The following is an 18608-nucleotide window of genomic DNA, read 5'->3' on the forward strand; positions in this document are numbered from 1 at the left end:
ATTACCTCTTTCCTTTTATTCTTTATTATTCTCCTACGATTCCTAGTGCTTCATCTACTATGGATCTAATTCTAGTTACATGTAGTCCATAAATAACTTGAACATTTTCTCCCTTTATAACTACTCCTGTAGCACCTGTTCCTTTTAGTGTACTTTTATCAACCTTTGAGGTATCTTCAAGAATCAATCTTAATCTAGTAAAACAATTATCTACCTTTTTAATATTGTCTTTACCACCTAGAGCCTCTATAATTACCAAAGCTTCATTTGATTGAGAACTCTCCCCATTCCCATGTTCAACTGAACTCTTTTCCTTGTAGTCTTTTTTACTATAAAGCTTAACTTCTTCAGTGCTATCTTCTCTTCCTGTAGTCTTTAAGTTAAGTTTAACTATTAGGAATCTAAATATTACGTAGTAAACTGCAAATTGTACTATACCTACCAAAACAAACATTGGCCAATGAGTCTTCTCTATACCTAATGGTAAATTATATAATAAGAAATCTATAAGCCCATTTGGTCCAATTGCTCTTACATTTAATATATTTAAAGCTACCATTCCAAGTCCACTTAGTACTGCATGAACTCCAAATAATATTGGTGCTGTGAATAAGAATGAGAACTCAATTGGCTCAGTTACTCCAGCTATTATTGATGTAACTACTGCTGGTATAAGTATCGCTTTTGCTTTATTCTTCTTGTCAGCATCAGCAGTATGATAAAGAGCTAAACAAGCTCCAACTAACCCGAACATTTTTGATAATCCTCTAGCATCCCATATAACTGTGCCAGATAAAACTTTTATAGAAGGGTCTGCTATTTGTGCAAAATAGATATTTCTTGCTCCTTCGATTACCTTTCCGCCTATGGTTTCTACTCCTCCAAGCTGGCTGTATAAGAATGGAGTATAAACTAGGTGATGCAATCCTGTTGGTATTAAAAGTCTTTCAAGCATTCCATACATGAATATTCCGAAGTTACCACTCTTTTGTATATAATAACCTAAGCTTGATATCACCCACTGCACTGATGGCCAAACATATGATAGTACAACTGCTAGTATAACTACTACTGGGATAAGTATTAAAAATACTAATCTTGAACCACCATATATTTGGAAAGCTCCTTCAAATTCTTTTTTGCAATACTTGTTATGAACATAAGCCACTACAATACCTAAAATTATTCCTAAGAAAACTCCCATGTCCAAAACTTGTGTTCCAAGAACAACTGCTTGACCAGACCCCCTTAATTTATCAGCAGCTACTAGCTTACCTGATAGACTAAGAAATATATTCATTGCATTATTAAATATTAAATAAACTAAAACTGATGTAAATCCAGATTCTGCTTTTTTCTCTTTCGCAAGACCTACTGCTAAGCCTACGCAAAATATTATTCCAAGATTTGATAGTATAGGAACCAATGAACCTGATAGTATCTTACCAAATCCAAATATTAAATTATTTTTTAGAAATGGTGCGTATTCTGCTAATTTTGCATTTGTTAAAATATTTCCGAAAGCTATTAGTATACCTACAATTGGAAGTATTAGTACGGGAATGAACATAGCTTTTGAAAATCTTTGCATTGCATTCATGATCTTATCCTTCATATTCTCCACCTCTTAAATTATTTTTTCTCTCTCTTACAGTGATTATTATATATACGATTTCATGATTTTGAAATGGATTTCAAACACTAAGAAACCTGTTAGCATAAAAGATAACAGGTTTCTAAAATTTAAAGTATTTATGAATTTTTATTGTTTTTTTATATTTGTTTCTTCATAGTATCTATAGATTAAATATTCCATGAGCATAAGCATATTAGCGAAAAATGAATTAGGAAGCATGTTGCTGTCATCCAATTTATGCATATCAAATATCTTAAATGAAACATCTGAAAGTTCTGAGATACTGTTTTCAACTTCTTTAGTAAAAGAAACAACTACTTTATTTTTCTTTTTTGCTACTTCAACCTTATCTAATACCTCTTTAGTCTCTCCTGATTTAGATATTACTATCAACATCTCCATATCTTCTAGATTATTCTCAAAACTTCCTATAGAATCTATTAATATACTTTTTATTCCTATCCCTAACATCTTTTTATTGAAATATTCCCCAGCTATCTTAGAATAACCTCTTGCGTATATAAATATATACTTCTTTGTTCCACTTGATAGCAATTCAATAAATCTGTTTACATGTTCTTCTTCAATGTACTTAAATAAAAAATTAATGTCTGTGCCTATTAGAGCTTCAGATTTTTCTACAGTTCCTGAATTCTTATTACTTACAAGTGGTATTATATTGTAGACCATATCTATGAATCCGGTGAATCCTAATTTCTTTGAAAGCCTCATAATTGTGGATGTAGAAGTATAGTTTTCAGCAGCTACCCCTCTTACACCTATATCCATAACATTATCAATATGATCAATTATATATTCAAGTACTTGCTCCTCTAACGCAGTAATCTTTTTATTATTAACTATTTTACTTAAATCAGCTTTCATTTTTCAACCTTCCTCTAACAAAGATATTAAGTATGCATAGGTTTTAATATCTCATCCTGAATTTATATTTTAACTTCTCTGTCAAAAATTAAATAAACTTAACTAATGCTTCATAACCTAAATTTATAACTTTTTAAATTCCTTAGATCTTAAATTATATATTTACTATATTATCAGTATTTTTTAACAAATAAAATAATATTGTTTTATGTGTACCACTTAAATCTAAGAATATAACTTATATATCATAATTACACTTAATAATCGTGAGTAAAGTTATTTTTTACAATTTTCAAAATTAATGTTGACACTGTAAACTTAAAGATTGTATAATTATCTCATAAAGTTTACAGTGTCAACTTAAAAATATTAGGAGGAAGTTTATGAAAATTTTAATGGTAAGTGATAGTTCAAATCAAACCTCACTAGGAAAAAATTTAGAAGAAGCTTTGCTAAAAACTTTAAAAGAAAATAACTATGATTTGAAACATTATAATGTTAGTAACGTTGAAATGAAAAAATGTATAGGCTGCTTCAATTGCTGGGTAAAAACACCAGGGTTATGTATCTTTGATGATATAACCCGTGACATAGCTGATGCTGATGTAAATAGTGATCTTTATATCATACTTAATGAAGTAAAGTATGGTGGTTATAGTTCTAAGATAAAAAAAGTATTGGATAGAAGCATATGCAAAATACTTCCTTTCTTTAAAGAAGTAAATGGAGAAACGCACCACGCTCCCCGCTATGATAAATATCCAGATCTATTTTTTATTGGTTATGGAGACAATATTACACAAAAAGAAGAACAAGACTTTAAGAACTTAAATCAAGCCAATGCTATAAACTTTCAAGTAGAAAAAGCTGAAACTCAAATATGCAGACAACAGGAACAGGTTGAAGCTTCAGTTCTTATGGTATTAGATCATATTAAGAAAATAGGAGGAGAAGTGAAATGACAAAAATATGTTTTATAAACGGAAGTCCAAGAGGGAAAAATAGTGCCTCTAAAAATCTTATCGATGAATTATGTAAAATCACATCAAATGCTATAAAAGAAACAAATCACATCTCCTTGAACAACAAATTTGATTATGAGGTAGTTACAGACTCAGATGCTATTGTGATTGCTTTTCCTTTATATGTTGACACTTTGCCATCTTCAGTAATTGAATTTTTAGAAGACCTAGAACTTTTTGCTAGAAATACTACTAAACACCCCAAAGTATATGCTATAGTAAACTGCGGTTTCTTTGAAGGATTTCAAACTAAAAATGCAATGGTCCTGCTGGAAAACTTTTGCCTTAAGACAGGTTTCATATGGCGTTTTGGAATAGGTATAGGTGCTGGTGAATTTATGAGATCTACTAAAGATATAATTCCTATAAACAGTGATATAAAAAGAGAGGTATATAATTCTTTCATTGAACTAAACAAAGATATTGTAAATAATAAACATGACTCTAAAGAAAACCTCTTTATATCACCTAATTTTCCTAAATCTGAGTTTATCGCTTCCGCAGATAATGGTTGGGTTGAGTTTGCAAAAAACTTTTCGGTAAGCAAAGAGCAACTTTATTCCACTCCTTTTAAAAATACTTTATAATAAAAAAGTTGCTGAAGCGACCCTTCTTCAGCAACTTTTAAACACAAAACAAATTTATTTACTTACAGGAATATATACATTTCTCTCTCTTGGACTTACGAAATATCCCTCTACAGTATTTATCCATTTTTTAAAATGCTCTGTTTCTAAATGTTCCTCCATTGCATTCTCAGATTCATACACTTCATAAAGCAAAAACTTACTCTCATTTTCGGAATCTTGTAAGAAATCAAATGTTTTAATCCCTTCTTCTTTTATTGAATTACTTTGATTTTCTAAAGTAGCTTCAATAAATTTTTTTATGTATTCTGACTTAATATAAAAAGTAACACTTTTAACTATCATCTTTCTTCACTCCTAATTAATTATTAATCCTTCACAAAACTCATTGAAGTATTGGATGGAAAAACACTTTAATTTCCACATAATATTATGCATAACCTAATATTAAAACTTTTTTGTGGAATAATAAATACTATTAATCTTTATAAATGAGGTAATAGTGATGTTTAATCTAATACTATTTGTTTTAATTGGTCTTGCAGCCGGCATATTAAGTGGACTTTTCGGAATCGGTGGTGGAGTAATAATAGTTCCCGCGCTTATTTACATATGTAATTTTTCTCAATTAAAAGCACAGGGCACTTCACTAGCTGTGTTACTTCCTCCAGTAGGTCTACTAGCCTTTTTAGAGTATTACAAAAAAGGTGACGTTGATATAAAAGCAGGAATAATCATCTGTATTACTGTGCTTATCGGAGGCATATTTGGTGGAAAAATTGCTCAGGCTATCTCCCCTGATATGTTAAAGAAGGGCTTTGCACTTTTTATGCTTATTATATCTTTGAAGATGTTATTTGGAAAATAGTCAATGGATTCTTGGTAAAGTTATTTTCCAAGAATCCATTATTAAATCTTAAAGTTAATATTCATATAGCCAATCCAAATTAATCATATAATTTTCTGCTTAAGTATTACTCTTATAAAAAATGTAATTTCTAATCTAGATTATTACATCCTTTTAGCAATTCTACAATTTCACAAATATTTTGCTTAGCCCAATCATATGCTCCACGATCTTCATAATTTCTATAATCACATTCTAGAACTTGTATTAAGAATAAATATAAATCATACCACCTAATACGAAGTTTTTGAATATCTGTTAGTATTTCAATTCCATAGCCTCTAAAAAATTCTTTATTATGATTATGAGTTCTAAAGCCTACTTCCATTAACTCATCAGCCCAAAGACATCTTTCAAAATCAATCAATCCAGTTATTTGCCCATGTTCAATAAATATATTACCAGCCCATAAATCCCAATGCACTAGCTTTGGTACTTTTACTTCCTCAAAAGCTTTTATATCTCTTAAAAACAGTTGTTTTATTACTTGAGGTTCTACTCCAATATCAATATTAAACACTTTTGCATCACTAATAGTATCATTAATCATATCATAAAATACATCAGCCCATTCAACTCCCTGTTTGTCTACTTGACCATAGTATCCAAACTTACTACCTGTTATACTATTGATTTTTAAATTGAATACAGCTGTTTTGTATGTTATATTTATTAATTCTTCTTTACTAAGCTTTTCTTGAACAGAATTTAAGCTTTCTCCATTAAGCTTTGACATAAAAAAATAATCCGTTTCACAAAGCTCATGGCTATTATCATAATACAATACTTCAGCAATTGGGATGTCAGTTTTAATTTTAATGAGTTTCATTACTTCTACTTCTGCTTGCATTATATTTTTTTCATGTGTCATTACCAAAGCATCTTTTGGTGGAGCAATCTTAAGTATCACTTCTCTTCCATCAGATAAAATCACCATATAAGCTACATTGAAGAACCCTTCTTTTAACTCTATTACTTCTAACAGCTCCACTCCACTGAAAGCTCTTTTTACCATATTACTTATAGTCTCATATGATTGTTTATTTTTTGTTGAAGTTTCCATTTTAAACTCTCCCTAATATTTCTCAAACCTCTTTAAATTTCCTCATTATAAATTCATAGCTTAAATATATATTTATAAATTTTAAACTTGTCCTATTATATATTTACCATATATTCCAAAAAACATAAAGAAAAAACTATTAATATTGCAAAATATTCTTAAAATCTTATTCTATATAATGGCGTTATCAACATCTATTCTTATATTCTCTTTCCCCATACTGCAATACCGTACTGATCTTTTCCCGTTATAGTTATAGTTGGTTCATCTAACTGCCAGTCCCAAGCAGCAGTTATTTTATACACTTCTACAATATTTCCATAAGTAATTGATATTGTTGTATCATTTATATATTTCCATTGTCCTATAATCGAACAACATTCAAACTTTCCATCTTCAGATAAAATCATCGGTACAGAGTTAAATACTCCTTGAGGAATAGAAGGTACGAGCTTAATTCTCTCATATTCACCAACAATGAATTCTCTACCTATTGGCTGAGTTATCTCACCAGCATAGGGTTCTGGATTTAGCACTGGCCATCCATCTGGTGTCCAGAACATCTTATAAACATGCATTGTTGAAATTTGAGGTGTTTTAAAATCATGTTCTCTTATATGACATATAAGATACCATTGATTATCAAAATCTCTCAAAACTGAATTATGCCCTGGTCCCATGTATCCTTGTCCATCATTAAAATGATATCCACATGCAATCATATATCCAATTTCATTGTTGTAATCATCTAAATCTGTCATATCTCTTCCATTGGTATCATAGTAAGGTCCTATTACATCTTTGCTTCTTCCAACTCTTATATTATAATCACTTTTTAAAGAACCATAGGAAACAAAAAGATAATAGTATCCTGTATCAGGATTATATTTTATATATGGCCCTTCAATTGAGCTATCAAACCATTTTGGACGACGAGCGATGCATTTTCCAATGCCTTCTTCTGAAGCAAGCCCTGTTTCAGTGTCTAGTTTTATAATATGACATCCTCCCCAAAAAGATCCATAAACCATATACTGCTCTTCAGCTTCTTCATCTATTATTAAGTTAGCATCTATTGCATTTACAGGCATATCCTCACTAGTCTTCAGCACACAACCTCTAGGAATAAAAGGGCCTTCTGCATTATCTGCTACGGCAAGAAATATACAGGACTGACGCACTCCCCAAGTAGAATTAGAGCAATATAATCTATACTCATCTCCAACTTTTATAATATCTGGAGCCCAAATTCCAGTGTCTTCTACCCACTCTATAGATTCCTTTGGAGGATTTTCAACAACCTTACCTATAGTTTCCCAGGTAATCATATCTGCAGATTTCCTTGCTATAGCACCTGTACAATAAGTGTAGTAGTTACCAGACAATGGATCATGATAAATAGCTGGATCATGTGCTCCCCATAAACTAAACTTACTTTGTTCTCTTGGTCCTTCCTCAGATTTAAACACAGGCTTAGCTATAGGAATTGGTGGTTTGCTTGGAAACTTTATATTACATTCTTTAAATTTAGCCATTGTTCTTCTCCTTATTAATTTTTAAAATAGCTTTAATTTAATCTTAATTAAAATAATAATTATATTTCTTCATTATGACTTTATTTTTTATATATTATTGTACACTTGACGAGCACTATAGCCCAACATTACAACCTGCTAAATCATTGAGTAGTTGCAAATATTTTTCTATATAGCCTCCTTTTCAATATACCATGTAGCATAATATATATCAACGTTCATTTTAGAATTATTTAAATCAGTTAATATAAATCTCAATATATTTTAAAACTTAAAAAGAACTCAATATTATTTACTAACTCAAAAACTTTATACCTTCTTAGACAGTAAAAAAAGCATCACTTTCAGTGATGCAGAAACACTTGATCATATTTAAATAACTATTAATAATAACTTCATTTCTATTCTTTTCCTCCAGAGTTGGTAATCCCCTTAACAAAATTCCTTTGGAGAATAAAAAATATTAAAATTGATGGTAGTGATAATATCATAACCCCTGCCATAACTTGATCTGAAGCCTGAAAATACTGCCCATAAAAGGAGTTAAGCCCAATCGGTAATGTATACATTTCAGTAGATTGCGCAAGTAAACTTGGCCACAAGAAACTATTCCAATTTCCTGTAAACATCAATATAAATTGAGTTGTTAATGCAGTTTTAGACATAGGCATAACTATTCTAAAAAAAGTTCCGAACTTGCCCAGACCATCAACCTCTGCTGCCTCCTCCACTTCTTTCGGTATACTTAAATAAAATTGTCTCATTAAGAATATTCCAAATAAGCTCGTTAGAAATGGTAAAGTCATTCCTTTATAAGTATTTACCCATCCCAGCTTGCTCAATAATATATATGTAGGCACCATCACTACTTGTCCTGGAATCATCATCATTCCTAATACTGACAAAAACATTATATTTCTTCCTGGAAAATTAATTCTAGCTAGAGAATAGCCAGCCATAGAGTTAAACAGCAAATTACCACAGGTAACAACTCCAGCCACTATAATAGAATTTATAGTCCATTTTAAAAACGGATAATTCTTAAACACAAAAATATAATTTTTAAAGGATAAAGTTTTTAAGTCAACTGAAAAGTTATTAACCGCTGAAGTAGGTTTTAATGATGTAATTGCACTCCATAGGAATGGCCCTAAGGTTATAAATGCATACCCAATTAGAATCAAATAAAAAACAATTCTAATAGGTGATATATATTTTTTCTTTTTCATAAACCATCCCTCCTATGCACTTTCTTCTTTAAATATAGATTTTTGTACTAATGTAAGTGCAAATATTATCGCAAATAAAACAAATGCTATAGCACTTGCATATCCCATCCTAAAATCTTTAAAACCTTTATTATATAAGTATAAAACTATAGTCATAGTTTTTCCCAAAGGACCTCCAGTTCCTCCGGAAATTATATATGCCTGATCAAAAACCTGCAATGTGCCAATGATTGATACAACTAGATTAAAAAAGAAAGTTGGTCTTATTAAAGGTAGTGTTATCTTGAAGAACCTTTGAATGTTACTAGCTCCATCTATAGTGGCTGCTTCATGCAAATTTACTGGAATATCTTGAAGACCAGATAAAAAGATTATCATGTAGTTACCTACGGAAGCCCATACAGCCATTATTATTATGGCAGGAAGAGCAAAGTTAGGCTCTGAAAACCAATTTTTCGGCACCACATGAAATATAGCTAAAAACTTATTTAAAACTCCATCTACATTGAATATAAACAAAAACATAACTGAAACCGCAACGGTAGATGTTAATGTAGGTATATAATATGCAACCCTAAAAAAAGTCTTTCCTTTTATGTTTGAATCAACAACTAATGCCAGTAACAGAGCTATGATCAGTTGTGCAGGTACCACTGTTATTGAATATTTAATGGTATTTAATACAGCTATTCTAAAGTCAGCATCTTTGAAAACATCTATATAGTTTTGAAGCCCTACATTTTTCGCTTCAAGTATGCTTACTCCATCAAGAAGAGAATATTCTTTAAAGCTTAGAATAAAAGCTGTAACCATTGGACCTATGAAAAAAATCAAAGCTGAGATAGCGAAAGGAAGTACAAAAAGCCACCCATCAATTTTTTCTCTAACTTTATATTTACTGCTATTTTTCTTAAGTGAAGTCCTTCTATTATTTTTGATTTGGTGCATAAGACTCACTCCTCTCTTTTAAAAATAGGAAGCGTACAACTACGCTTCCTTATTATACTATTGTCCTATAGATGTTTTTACCTTTTCTAATGCAGTTTTAGCATCTGATTTTCCAAGTCTTACTTCAGTGCAAGCATTAGTAAGTGCATCATTTACTTTAGCATGTTGTAATCCATAAGTATAAACTGTAGCATTAGCAACTCCATCAACTAAAGCTTTTCTTTCTGGGAACTTCGAAACGTATACATCTCCAAGTGAAGTTCTAGTTGGCATAGCCAATCCACTTTCAGCTGTCATCTGTTGTGCTTCTTTACCTGTTAAGAATTTAATTGCTTCTGCTGCTTCTTTAGGATTCTTTGTATTCTTGCTCATAGAGTACGAAACTGTGAACGCATAGTTTCCGTCGTTATCACCTTTTGGCAATAAAGCTATACCATATTTTAAATTTGGTGCTGATTCCGCAATAGCTGGAATTAGCCAACCACCTTCAAAAGTCATTGCAGCCTTTTCTTTGTAGAAAGCTTCTCCTCCCCAGCCTGCACCTAAGGACTTAGGATCAGAACCTGTACCATTTTTAACGAAAGACGTATAAAAATCAAGTCCCTTTATAGTTCCTTCGCTGGTTATATTTAAATTTCCGTTATCATATATTTTACTTCCTGATTGATTTGCGAAAACTCCCCATCTAGCCACATCATCTTGAAGTGCTAATCCCTTTACCTTATCAGTTGTAAGCTTTTTTGCTGCATCTTGAAGCTCTGCCCAAGTTGTTGGAACTGACACTCCTGCTTTTGAAAGCATATCTTTGTTATAGAATAGTGCTAAAACATTAGTATCCTTTGGAAGACCATAAGTTTTTCCATCCTTTTGATATCCAGCTAGAAGATTTGATGAGAAATCTTTTAGATCTTCTTTATCTAAGTATTCATCTAGCGGTGCTACAGCTCCTTTTGATATATATGTTTGAGCTAAAGATACATCTAGGTAAAACAAATCTGGTTCTGTTTTAGATGCAATTTTTGTCTGCATAGCCTGATTGTAATCTCCAGTTATTACTTGTTTTTCTAAAGTTATGTTTGGATGAGCTTTTGTAAAAGCTGCTATTTGACTATCTAATAATTTTGTTTCAGCTGGAGATGAACTCCAAACCCCTACCTTAAGTGTAACTTTTTTATTAGCCTCATTTGAACTGCTATCTTTACTGCTGTTACCACATCCAGCAAATAAACCAGTTACTATAACAGCTGCTGATACAATTGATAATAATCTTTTTCTCATAATAACATCCCCTCATAATTTCATTTTTTTATCTTAACTGACGACTCCCTCACTATTAATGTAGGCTCTATAATACTTCTTGCAATTGACTTACCATTTATCATTTCAACCAACTGCATGGCTGCAGTTCTTCCTATCTTATCTCTTTCTTGTCTAATAGTTGTAAGCTTTGGCGTTACATATTCGCATATATTTATATCATCGAATCCAACAACAGCTATGTCCTCTGGAATACATAGCCCCATATCCTTAATGCCTTCCATTGCACCACAAGCCATTAAATCTGAAGCACAAAATATAGCAGTAACCTCTTTATGCTCACTGATGAGTTTAACTGCAGCTTCTTTTCCACCATCAAAACTAAAACCGCCACTAATAACAAGGTTTTTATCAATTAATAATCCCTGTCTTGCCAATGCTAAGTAATAACCATCTAATCTTTCATAGCTTACTTGAGCATCTTTATGTCCATTAATAAATGCGATCTTTTCGTGACCTTGCTCTATTAAGTGTTCTACTGCCTTTGCAGCCCCTTTTAAATTATCTACACCTACTGAGCTGCACAAATCATTCTTGATAGAAATATCATATAAAACACATGGATACTTAAAACTCTCTAATTGTTTAAAGTATTCATCAGTCATCTTCAATCCCAGTATAAATACTCCATCCACTTGCTTCTCTTGAGGTATCTTACTTAAATTTTCTACCTTTTGTATATCTGTAGTAGTGGATAGAATTATAGTTTCATATCCTTGTTCCGCTAACTCTGATCTAAATGCCATGAATATCTCGTAAGTTGCATAATCATCTGGCATGTAATCCTCTACTATAATAGCCATACGATAATTTCTGTTAGCACTTAAACTCTTGGCAACTATATTAGGATGATATCCAAGATCTGCTGCTACCTTAAGGATATGTTCTCTTGTACTTTCACTTATATCTTCATATTTATTAAAAGCTCTAGAAACAGTACTTATAGAAACTCCTGCCTTCTTTGCTACATCTCGAATTGTAATATTTTTTCCTTGCATAATTTTACCCCTTTATCATTGAAGATTTATCTATAAGTACTATTATAGTGCTTTTAGAACTACTTTTTAATAACTACTGTCGAATTTTTAGATATTTTATACATTTTGTCATTGACAGAAATAGTATTTTCTCCAGTAGAGTATACTTCAATAGCATCATGATATATTGAAAATTGAATTTTGGAATTTCTCCAATTAACTCCAAAGCATAATTTGTCCCAATTACTTGGAATCCAAGGTCTCAATTTTAAATTGCCATCCTGTCCAATAGATAGTCCTGCAAAACCAAAAACCACGCTTTGCCATGATCCTCCAGTTGACGCACCATGTAATCCAAAGTCAGTATTACCTTGATTATCCTCTAAATCTGTATATACTGTTTTCATGAAATACTTATATGCATTGTTTGTATCTCCAACTGCCAAACCTAAGATTGAATACATTGATGGACTTAATGAAGATTTGTGCATAGTTCTATTTTCATAAAACTCATAATTTGCTTTCTTAATATCGTAGGAAAATTCCTCTGGAAGCATAAGCATAAGTTGTACTACATCAGCCTGCTTAATTAGTTGAGTATCTCCTAATCTATCAAGCTTAACTCCCTTTGGCCAAATCGGCATACTATTTTGATCATATTCTGTGATAGGTAGATAATCTAAATCAAAGAAGCCTTGAAATTGTTCTATAATAGTTCCATCTTTACTTTTAGGAATATATATCTTCTTAGAAATATCTCTCCAGTTTTCAAAATCTTCTTCATTTATACAGAGTTGGTTACATAAAACCTTAAGTTTATTCTCATCGTTTTCCTTAAGCCATTCTTTAAAATAAAGAGCTTTCTCAATATTCCATTTTGCAAGGTAGTTTGTAAAAACATTGTTATTAACATGTTCATGGAATTCATCTGGCCCTATGACTGAATTTATCTCATATCTATCATCTTCTTTGTTATACTCAACTCTACTTTCCCAAAACTTTGCAGTATCTAATAACATCTCAACTCCAAAGTTTATTAGAAACTCTTCATCGCCTGTAACTCTAAAATATTCGGTTATTCCAAAAGCAATATCAGAATTTATGTGAAACTCTTCATCGCCAGTCCAAATTCTTACAGCATTGCCTTCATAGTCAAATCCCCATTTTGGTGTAACCTCTGTTCCATCGTCAGCTGCTTCCCATGGAAATCTAGCTCCTTTATAGCCGCTTACCCTTGCATTTTCTCTAGCTCCATCCAAAGTATTATATCTATACATCAAAAGTGCTTTTGCTACTTTAGGTCTAGTATATATAAAGAAAGGAAGCATAAATACTTCAGTGTCCCAAAATACATGTCCTTTATAACCTTCTCCATGTAATGCCTTTGCTGCTATACTTACCTTTTGATCACCTTCATAAGCAGATGCTACTAGCTGGAACAGATTGAAGCGTATTCCAACTTGTGCTTTGTCATCACCTTGTATTTGTATGTCTATATCTTTCCATACCTCATCCCAAGCATTAGAATGACTCTTCTTTTCTGCTTCATAACCTTCTAGAACGAAACTGTTCAATTCTTCTAAGGCTGAATAATAGATTTCTTCATCAGTATCTCTATCAGTATAAGTAGTTCCATACTTATAGATAATTTCGGTATTACCTTCTCTCATAAAGGTTTCATATACCTCTACTACCTTTTCTCCTAGCTGGCTGTATCTCCTTGCTTTAAAGATATTACCTTTTACATTTTCTCCAATTAATCTAGTAAGCTCTATTATTCCTATTTTCTTATCAATGGTTCTTGTTTCTAGTGCTATACCTGGTCTCATATCATAAGCTTGTACAATGCTGAAGTGCTTTGTCCTATTCATAACATCATCAGAACTATTAGTTATACTACCGTCGATATAGTTTTCTATAAATACCTTCCCGTTAAAGTTCTTAGGAGTTATTTCATACTTAGTTGCCCATCTATGAACATTACTTTTACTCAAATATCTTTCTGAATTAATTTCTATGGTTTTTCCGGATTGAGTAGTTACAACTAATTCTGTAGAAAGAACAGCGTCCTTCATATTAAGTATTCTTTTAAAGCTATCCACCGAGCATTCTTCTAGGCTCACAAGTTCATTATCTATATAGATATTAAAACCTAATGGATCCTGACAGTTTACAATCTCAGTTACCTGAGCTTGACCTTTATCAAAGATTCCAGCTATAAAGTTTCCTCTATTTCCTGACCTTGAAAGTTCTAAGCTTCCTCGTAAGCCCTTGTATCCATTAGCTAGCACAAAAATGGTTTCGTATTTCTTGATATTATTTTTATTGTATTGTTCCAACTCCACATTCCATAAATTCATAAATTTCAATCACTCCTTTTCGAAAACGTTTTTGTATTTTTATTATAGTTTCCGAAAACTTTTTTCTCAACTTCCTTTTGTTACCGTTTTCAGTGAATAAACTGTATATTCCTGCCAATAAATCATTTTATGTCTCTTTCTCTCAATCTTTCTCACCTTTACGTGCAAGTCGTGTATAAATTTATCCATTGCAAATCTTTATTTCGACTAATAAATCTATTATGTATCTCAATAAAATATTTTCGTAAATTTTCGTAAATATTTTCGTTGCTAATTTGCAAAATATACTTACATAGAGTTTTTTGACTCAACTGTTAATTTGAGACTATGTTTAGGAGAAATTTTGAAATTAAAACAAAAACCTCACTGAATTATCTTTTTCAGTGAGGTTTTTGCTTTAATTTCAATTCTTCACACTATAGAACTTTATAGTTGTATTTTATCTACGGTTTCTCTTATTTTCCTTACAAAGTTCTGATTAATAAGATTATATTTATCTTCTGCATTCTTAGATGCATTTCCGAAAAATACATGAGGCTTTTTGTTTACTGATAAATCAATCTGCTCTATAAAGGATGCAATATGTATCTGATTACAACCAAGCTTTGGCGCATACTCTTCAACATTATGAAGTTTTATTCCACCAGGAAGAATCTCTAACCTGTCACCACAGTGATTAATCATTTTTCTAAGTAGCTCATATCCATCTTCAATAGTATTTTCTTGTGCCTTTGTAAGTACTCTTTTAACACCTAAATCCATAAGAATGTCTAGTGCCTCAAAGACATCAGGTACAACATCGATGGCTCTATGAAAAATAACCTCTTTATCACCTGCTAATTCAACAATTCTTTTGCATCTGTCAACATCTATTCTTCCATCTTCTTTCAATATACCGAAAACTATACCATCTGCCCCACACTGCAATGCTACTTTGACATCCTTTTCCATTACTCTAAATTCTTCTTCAGTATAACAAAATCCACCTTCTCTAGGTCTTATCATAACCACTACAGGTATGTTAAGCCTTTCTTTAGCCTCAAGTATAGCTCCAGCAGAAGGAGTAAGTCCTCCATACATTACATTAGAGTTAAGTTCTACTCTATCCGCTCCTCCTCTTTCAGCTTCTATCGCATCATCAACCGAACCACAACATACTTCTATTAACATTTTGTTTTCCATAACTCTCCTCAAACTCCCTTTATTAATTTTTATATTTACAATGCATCATTTATCTCAAAATCAATTACTTTTTCAAGCCTTTCATATAGCTAAAGTAAAAAAATTCGCTAAAGCGACCTTCTTTAGTGAATTTTTTGCGCATCTGCCTTTCCGAGTGAATACGAGGAAAACTTGGCAGGCGACATATTCTTCTTTTTTATTCTTTAAATTATAGAATATTTTAAGCCGTTACTCATATTTATCCACAGATATACTTGAGTTATAAATTGCTAAAGAATAAAAAACTGGTATCATCGCAATGATACCAGTTAAGACTAAAAAAATCAAATTCTAATATTTAACTCTATTTATGATGTATTAATTTCTAAGACTAAGAAGTTTGTTCTTTAACTGTTCTTCAATACTTTGAAGTTCTACTTCCGCTTCCTTACGTTTTTGACGCCCATCTGTTTGTATACGAAGCACTTCATCTAGAGTTGAAATTAACGATTCATTCGTAGCACGAAGTGTTTCGATATCTACAATGCCTCTTTCTGATTCTTTAGCTGTCTCAATAGTTGACATCTTAAGAGTCTCTGCATTCTTTCTCAATAATTCATTAGTCATATTAGTGACTTCATTTTGTACTCTAGCCGCATTAGTAGAATGTGCAACCCCTAGAGCTAAAACAATTTGGCTTTTCCAAAGTGGTATTGTATTCACTATTGTAGACTGTATCTTCTCTGACATTAAAGAATCATTATTTTGAACTAGACGAATTTGTGGAGCCATCTGAAGTGATATCATTCTAGTTAATTCCAGATCATGAATCTTCTTTTCAAAGCGATTACAAAGAGATACAAAATCATTAGTTGCTTGAGCATCTTCCGGAAGTCCTGACTTTGTTGCTCTATCTACTAGCAAAGGTAGTTCTTCCTTTTCCAACTTCTCAAGTTTCTTTTTCCCTGCAAATATATACATTGAAAGCTCTTTAAAGTATACCTTATTTATCTCATACATTTTATCGAGCATAGCAATATCTTTTAACAGTTGAATTTGGTGACTTTCAAGTTGATTACAAATCTTATTTATGTTTCCTTCTACTTTTTCATATTTTGCTCTTACACGAGTTATTTTCTCTGAAGTTTTCTTGAAAAAGCCTAAGAATCCCTTTTTATCCTCGTCTGCTTCAAAGCTCTTTAGTTCACCTACTACGCTAGTGAGCATTTCGCCTATCTCTCCTAGTTCCTTCATCTTGATATTATTTAAGGCTGTTCCAGAAAAATCTGCAATTTTCTTTTGAGCTCCCACTCCATATTGAAGTATAGAGTTAGAATTTGTTATATCTATCTTATCTACAAAGTCATTGACCATTTTCTTTTCTTCATCTGTAAGATAGCTTTCATCAAGCAAATCTGCATTCTTTTTTTCTTCTTGAACCTTAGGTGTAGTGATATTCTCTTCAAAAGGGTCAAAAGTTAGACTTGGCGTAATATTAATATTTTCTTTAAGTTCATCGTTCACTCTCAGTTCCTCCTATTAATTCAATATACTATTTCTTAAAATCATTTTTTGTTAATCCCTCTTGTGTAAAAAGTGTTTGTAGCACAGATATATCGGTAGAAATATCTAAAGCAACATCTTCAAACAAATCATCCAGAAGCTTCTCAAAAGCATCGTTAACAGTATCTATTGTATTTTCGATCTCCACTTTAGATTTTTTTATATTTTCTCCTTGAACAACCTGGTCATTTAACTCTTTATAAGTGCTGACCAATTTAAGCGTAATCGGCAAATAGTGTCTTATAAACTTACTAACTGCTGACAACTTTTTAGGATTATTCTCTACAAAGCTAAGTATCTGTCTCACAATATTCTGAAGCCTATCTAGTTTTGCAGAAATTTTCTCTACATATATAGAATCATTGAGCTTCTTTATCTGTTCAATATAATTATTTCCAACTTCAAGTGTACTCTTTAATTGGTTATCGTTCGGTTCACTTGTTTTTTCTTCTTCTTGTTCATTCTTATCAATTCTAAGTTCTTCTTCCTTACGCTTCTTGTAAGCCTCCTGCGCATCTAGATAATTATCATAAACTTCATTACTTATCATAAGCAATGTATTATTATCATCAATATGGCCTTGAGTAAACATACCAAGTTCAATCATTTTTCTTAAGTCTTTAACAACAAACTTTTCTTTCTTATCAATAACTTTAGCTAATTTTTCAATATTACAATAGCTGCTATTACCAAGACAACTTATATATTTTCTAAAACGTCTCACTCTTTTCCTTAAGCTTATACCCTTAAATGTCATTCCCATACTTATAATAAAAAACGATGATAACAAGCCAAGTCCAACAAGATTTGCTATTAAGAACTTACCTAAAACCGAAATAAATGCTGCATATACTACTGTTTGAATACCAAACAATACACTTCCTGTAATACCCAAAGACATGTAAACTACGCCAGATACACGTCCTACTGGTTTCTTATTTATATATATTTGCATTGCTTTTTGCTCTTTAGTAACAACATCAGTAACATTTCTATATTGGCTTTTTACCTTATACTTCATTTTATCATTAAATTCTTGTGATTTATTCTTCATGGTTTCTTTCACTTCATTTATGGTGTCTTCTGCTTTATTGTTAATATCTTGTTTCAGATTATTAATATCTATATCTATGGAATCCAATGCATTTTTAACTGTATCTTTAATTTGACGTTCTAAATCTGAGAAATCAAGTTTACTCATACTTATGCCTCCATTTTACTTACTTCTAGCCTATAAAATCAATTAAAAACTAATAATATTGTTGCTTTATTATATATCAATATTGCATAAATTACAATTTACAACATCTATATTATTTACCAATTTCATTATTATAATTTTAATTTATTGCTATTGTAATTTTTATAGATTTTCTCTATTTAACAATATTAAGTTTAAGATGAAGCTATCCATTAAT

General features: G+C 31.4%; 16 protein-coding genes. 3 read left to right on the forward strand and 13 right to left on the reverse strand.

Features of this window, described 5'->3' with window-relative positions:
• Window positions 1-25: 25 nt before the first annotated feature.
• Entirely contained in the window at window positions 26-1615 is a 1590-nt protein-coding gene (locus J3477_RS14010; protein ID WP_206870562.1) for a PTS transporter subunit EIIC, read from the reverse strand.
• 147 nt (window positions 1616-1762) lie between these two features.
• The gene (locus J3477_RS14015) at window positions 1763-2521 is read right to left on the reverse strand and encodes a MurR/RpiR family transcriptional regulator (RefSeq protein WP_206870563.1); all 759 of its coding nucleotides are present in this window, start codon (window positions 2519-2521) and stop codon (window positions 1763-1765) included.
• A 383-nt stretch (window positions 2522-2904) separates the two neighbouring features.
• On the opposite strand from J3477_RS14015, the gene J3477_RS14020 reads away from it, so the two are divergent.
• Both J3477_RS14020 and J3477_RS14025 read left to right on the forward strand, forming a co-directional pair.
• Entirely contained in the window at window positions 2905-3483 is a 579-nt protein-coding gene (locus J3477_RS14020; protein ID WP_206870564.1) for an NAD(P)H-dependent oxidoreductase, read from the forward strand.
• A complete protein-coding gene (locus J3477_RS14025; protein ID WP_206870565.1) occupies window positions 3480-4130 on the forward strand; it encodes a flavodoxin in 651 nt (216 codons plus the stop codon). The genes J3477_RS14020 and J3477_RS14025 overlap by 4 nt, the downstream gene beginning before the upstream one ends.
• Window positions 4131-4184: 54 nt before the next feature.
• On the opposite strand, the gene J3477_RS14030 is transcribed toward J3477_RS14025, so the two are convergent.
• Window positions 4185-4475: a putative quinol monooxygenase gene (locus J3477_RS14030; RefSeq protein WP_206870566.1), complete on the reverse strand. Its 291-nt coding sequence runs from the start codon at window positions 4473-4475 to the stop codon at window positions 4185-4187.
• A gap of 160 nt (window positions 4476-4635) precedes the next feature.
• Here J3477_RS14030 and J3477_RS14035 point away from each other — a divergent pair, with 160 nt between their 5' ends.
• On the forward strand, window positions 4636-4998 hold the full coding sequence (locus J3477_RS14035) for a sulfite exporter TauE/SafE family protein (RefSeq protein WP_206870567.1): 363 nt from the start codon (window positions 4636-4638) through the stop codon (window positions 4996-4998).
• 130 nt (window positions 4999-5128) lie between these two features.
• On the opposite strand, the gene J3477_RS14040 is transcribed toward J3477_RS14035, so the two are convergent.
• From J3477_RS14040 to J3477_RS14085, 10 genes are all read right to left on the reverse strand, one after another.
• Window positions 5129-6100 (reverse strand): phosphotransferase, encoded by a 972-nt coding sequence (locus J3477_RS14040; protein ID WP_206870568.1) that lies wholly within the window; start codon window positions 6098-6100, stop codon window positions 5129-5131.
• A gap of 200 nt (window positions 6101-6300) precedes the next feature.
• Window positions 6301-7635: an arabinan endo-1,5-alpha-L-arabinosidase gene (locus J3477_RS14045; RefSeq protein ID WP_206870569.1), complete on the reverse strand. Its 1335-nt coding sequence runs from the start codon at window positions 7633-7635 to the stop codon at window positions 6301-6303.
• A 401-nt stretch (window positions 7636-8036) separates the two neighbouring features.
• Complete coding sequence (locus J3477_RS14050) at window positions 8037-8864, reverse strand: carbohydrate ABC transporter permease (RefSeq protein WP_206870570.1); 828 nt, start codon at window positions 8862-8864, stop codon at window positions 8037-8039.
• A gap of 12 nt (window positions 8865-8876) precedes the next feature.
• A complete protein-coding gene (locus J3477_RS14055) occupies window positions 8877-9812 on the reverse strand; it encodes a carbohydrate ABC transporter permease (RefSeq protein WP_206870571.1) in 936 nt (311 codons plus the stop codon).
• A 57-nt stretch (window positions 9813-9869) separates the two neighbouring features.
• Entirely contained in the window at window positions 9870-11090 is a 1221-nt protein-coding gene (locus tag J3477_RS14060) for an ABC transporter substrate-binding protein (protein WP_206870572.1), read from the reverse strand.
• Between the two features lie 20 nt (window positions 11091-11110).
• Window positions 11111-12127, reverse strand: a complete 1017-nt coding sequence (locus tag J3477_RS14065) for a LacI family DNA-binding transcriptional regulator (RefSeq protein WP_206870573.1) — start codon at window positions 12125-12127, stop codon at window positions 11111-11113.
• 59 nt (window positions 12128-12186) lie between these two features.
• Entirely contained in the window at window positions 12187-14466 is a 2280-nt protein-coding gene (locus J3477_RS14070) for a glycoside hydrolase family 65 protein (protein WP_206870574.1), read from the reverse strand.
• 426 nt (window positions 14467-14892) lie between these two features.
• A complete protein-coding gene (locus tag J3477_RS14075; RefSeq protein ID WP_206870575.1) occupies window positions 14893-15648 on the reverse strand; it encodes a copper homeostasis protein CutC in 756 nt (251 codons plus the stop codon).
• Between the two features lie 357 nt (window positions 15649-16005).
• Window positions 16006-17151, reverse strand: coding sequence for a toxic anion resistance protein (locus tag J3477_RS14080; RefSeq protein WP_206870576.1), 1146 nt, complete (start codon window positions 17149-17151; stop codon window positions 16006-16008).
• 28 nt (window positions 17152-17179) lie between these two features.
• Window positions 17180-18391, reverse strand: coding sequence for a 5-bromo-4-chloroindolyl phosphate hydrolysis family protein (locus J3477_RS14085; RefSeq protein WP_206870577.1), 1212 nt, complete (start codon window positions 18389-18391; stop codon window positions 17180-17182).
• Window positions 18392-18608 lie beyond the last annotated feature (217 nt).

Source organism: Clostridium zeae (assembly GCF_017312485.1).
GTDB classification, from domain to species: domain Bacteria; phylum Bacillota; class Clostridia; order Clostridiales; family Clostridiaceae; genus Clostridium_AR; species Clostridium_AR zeae.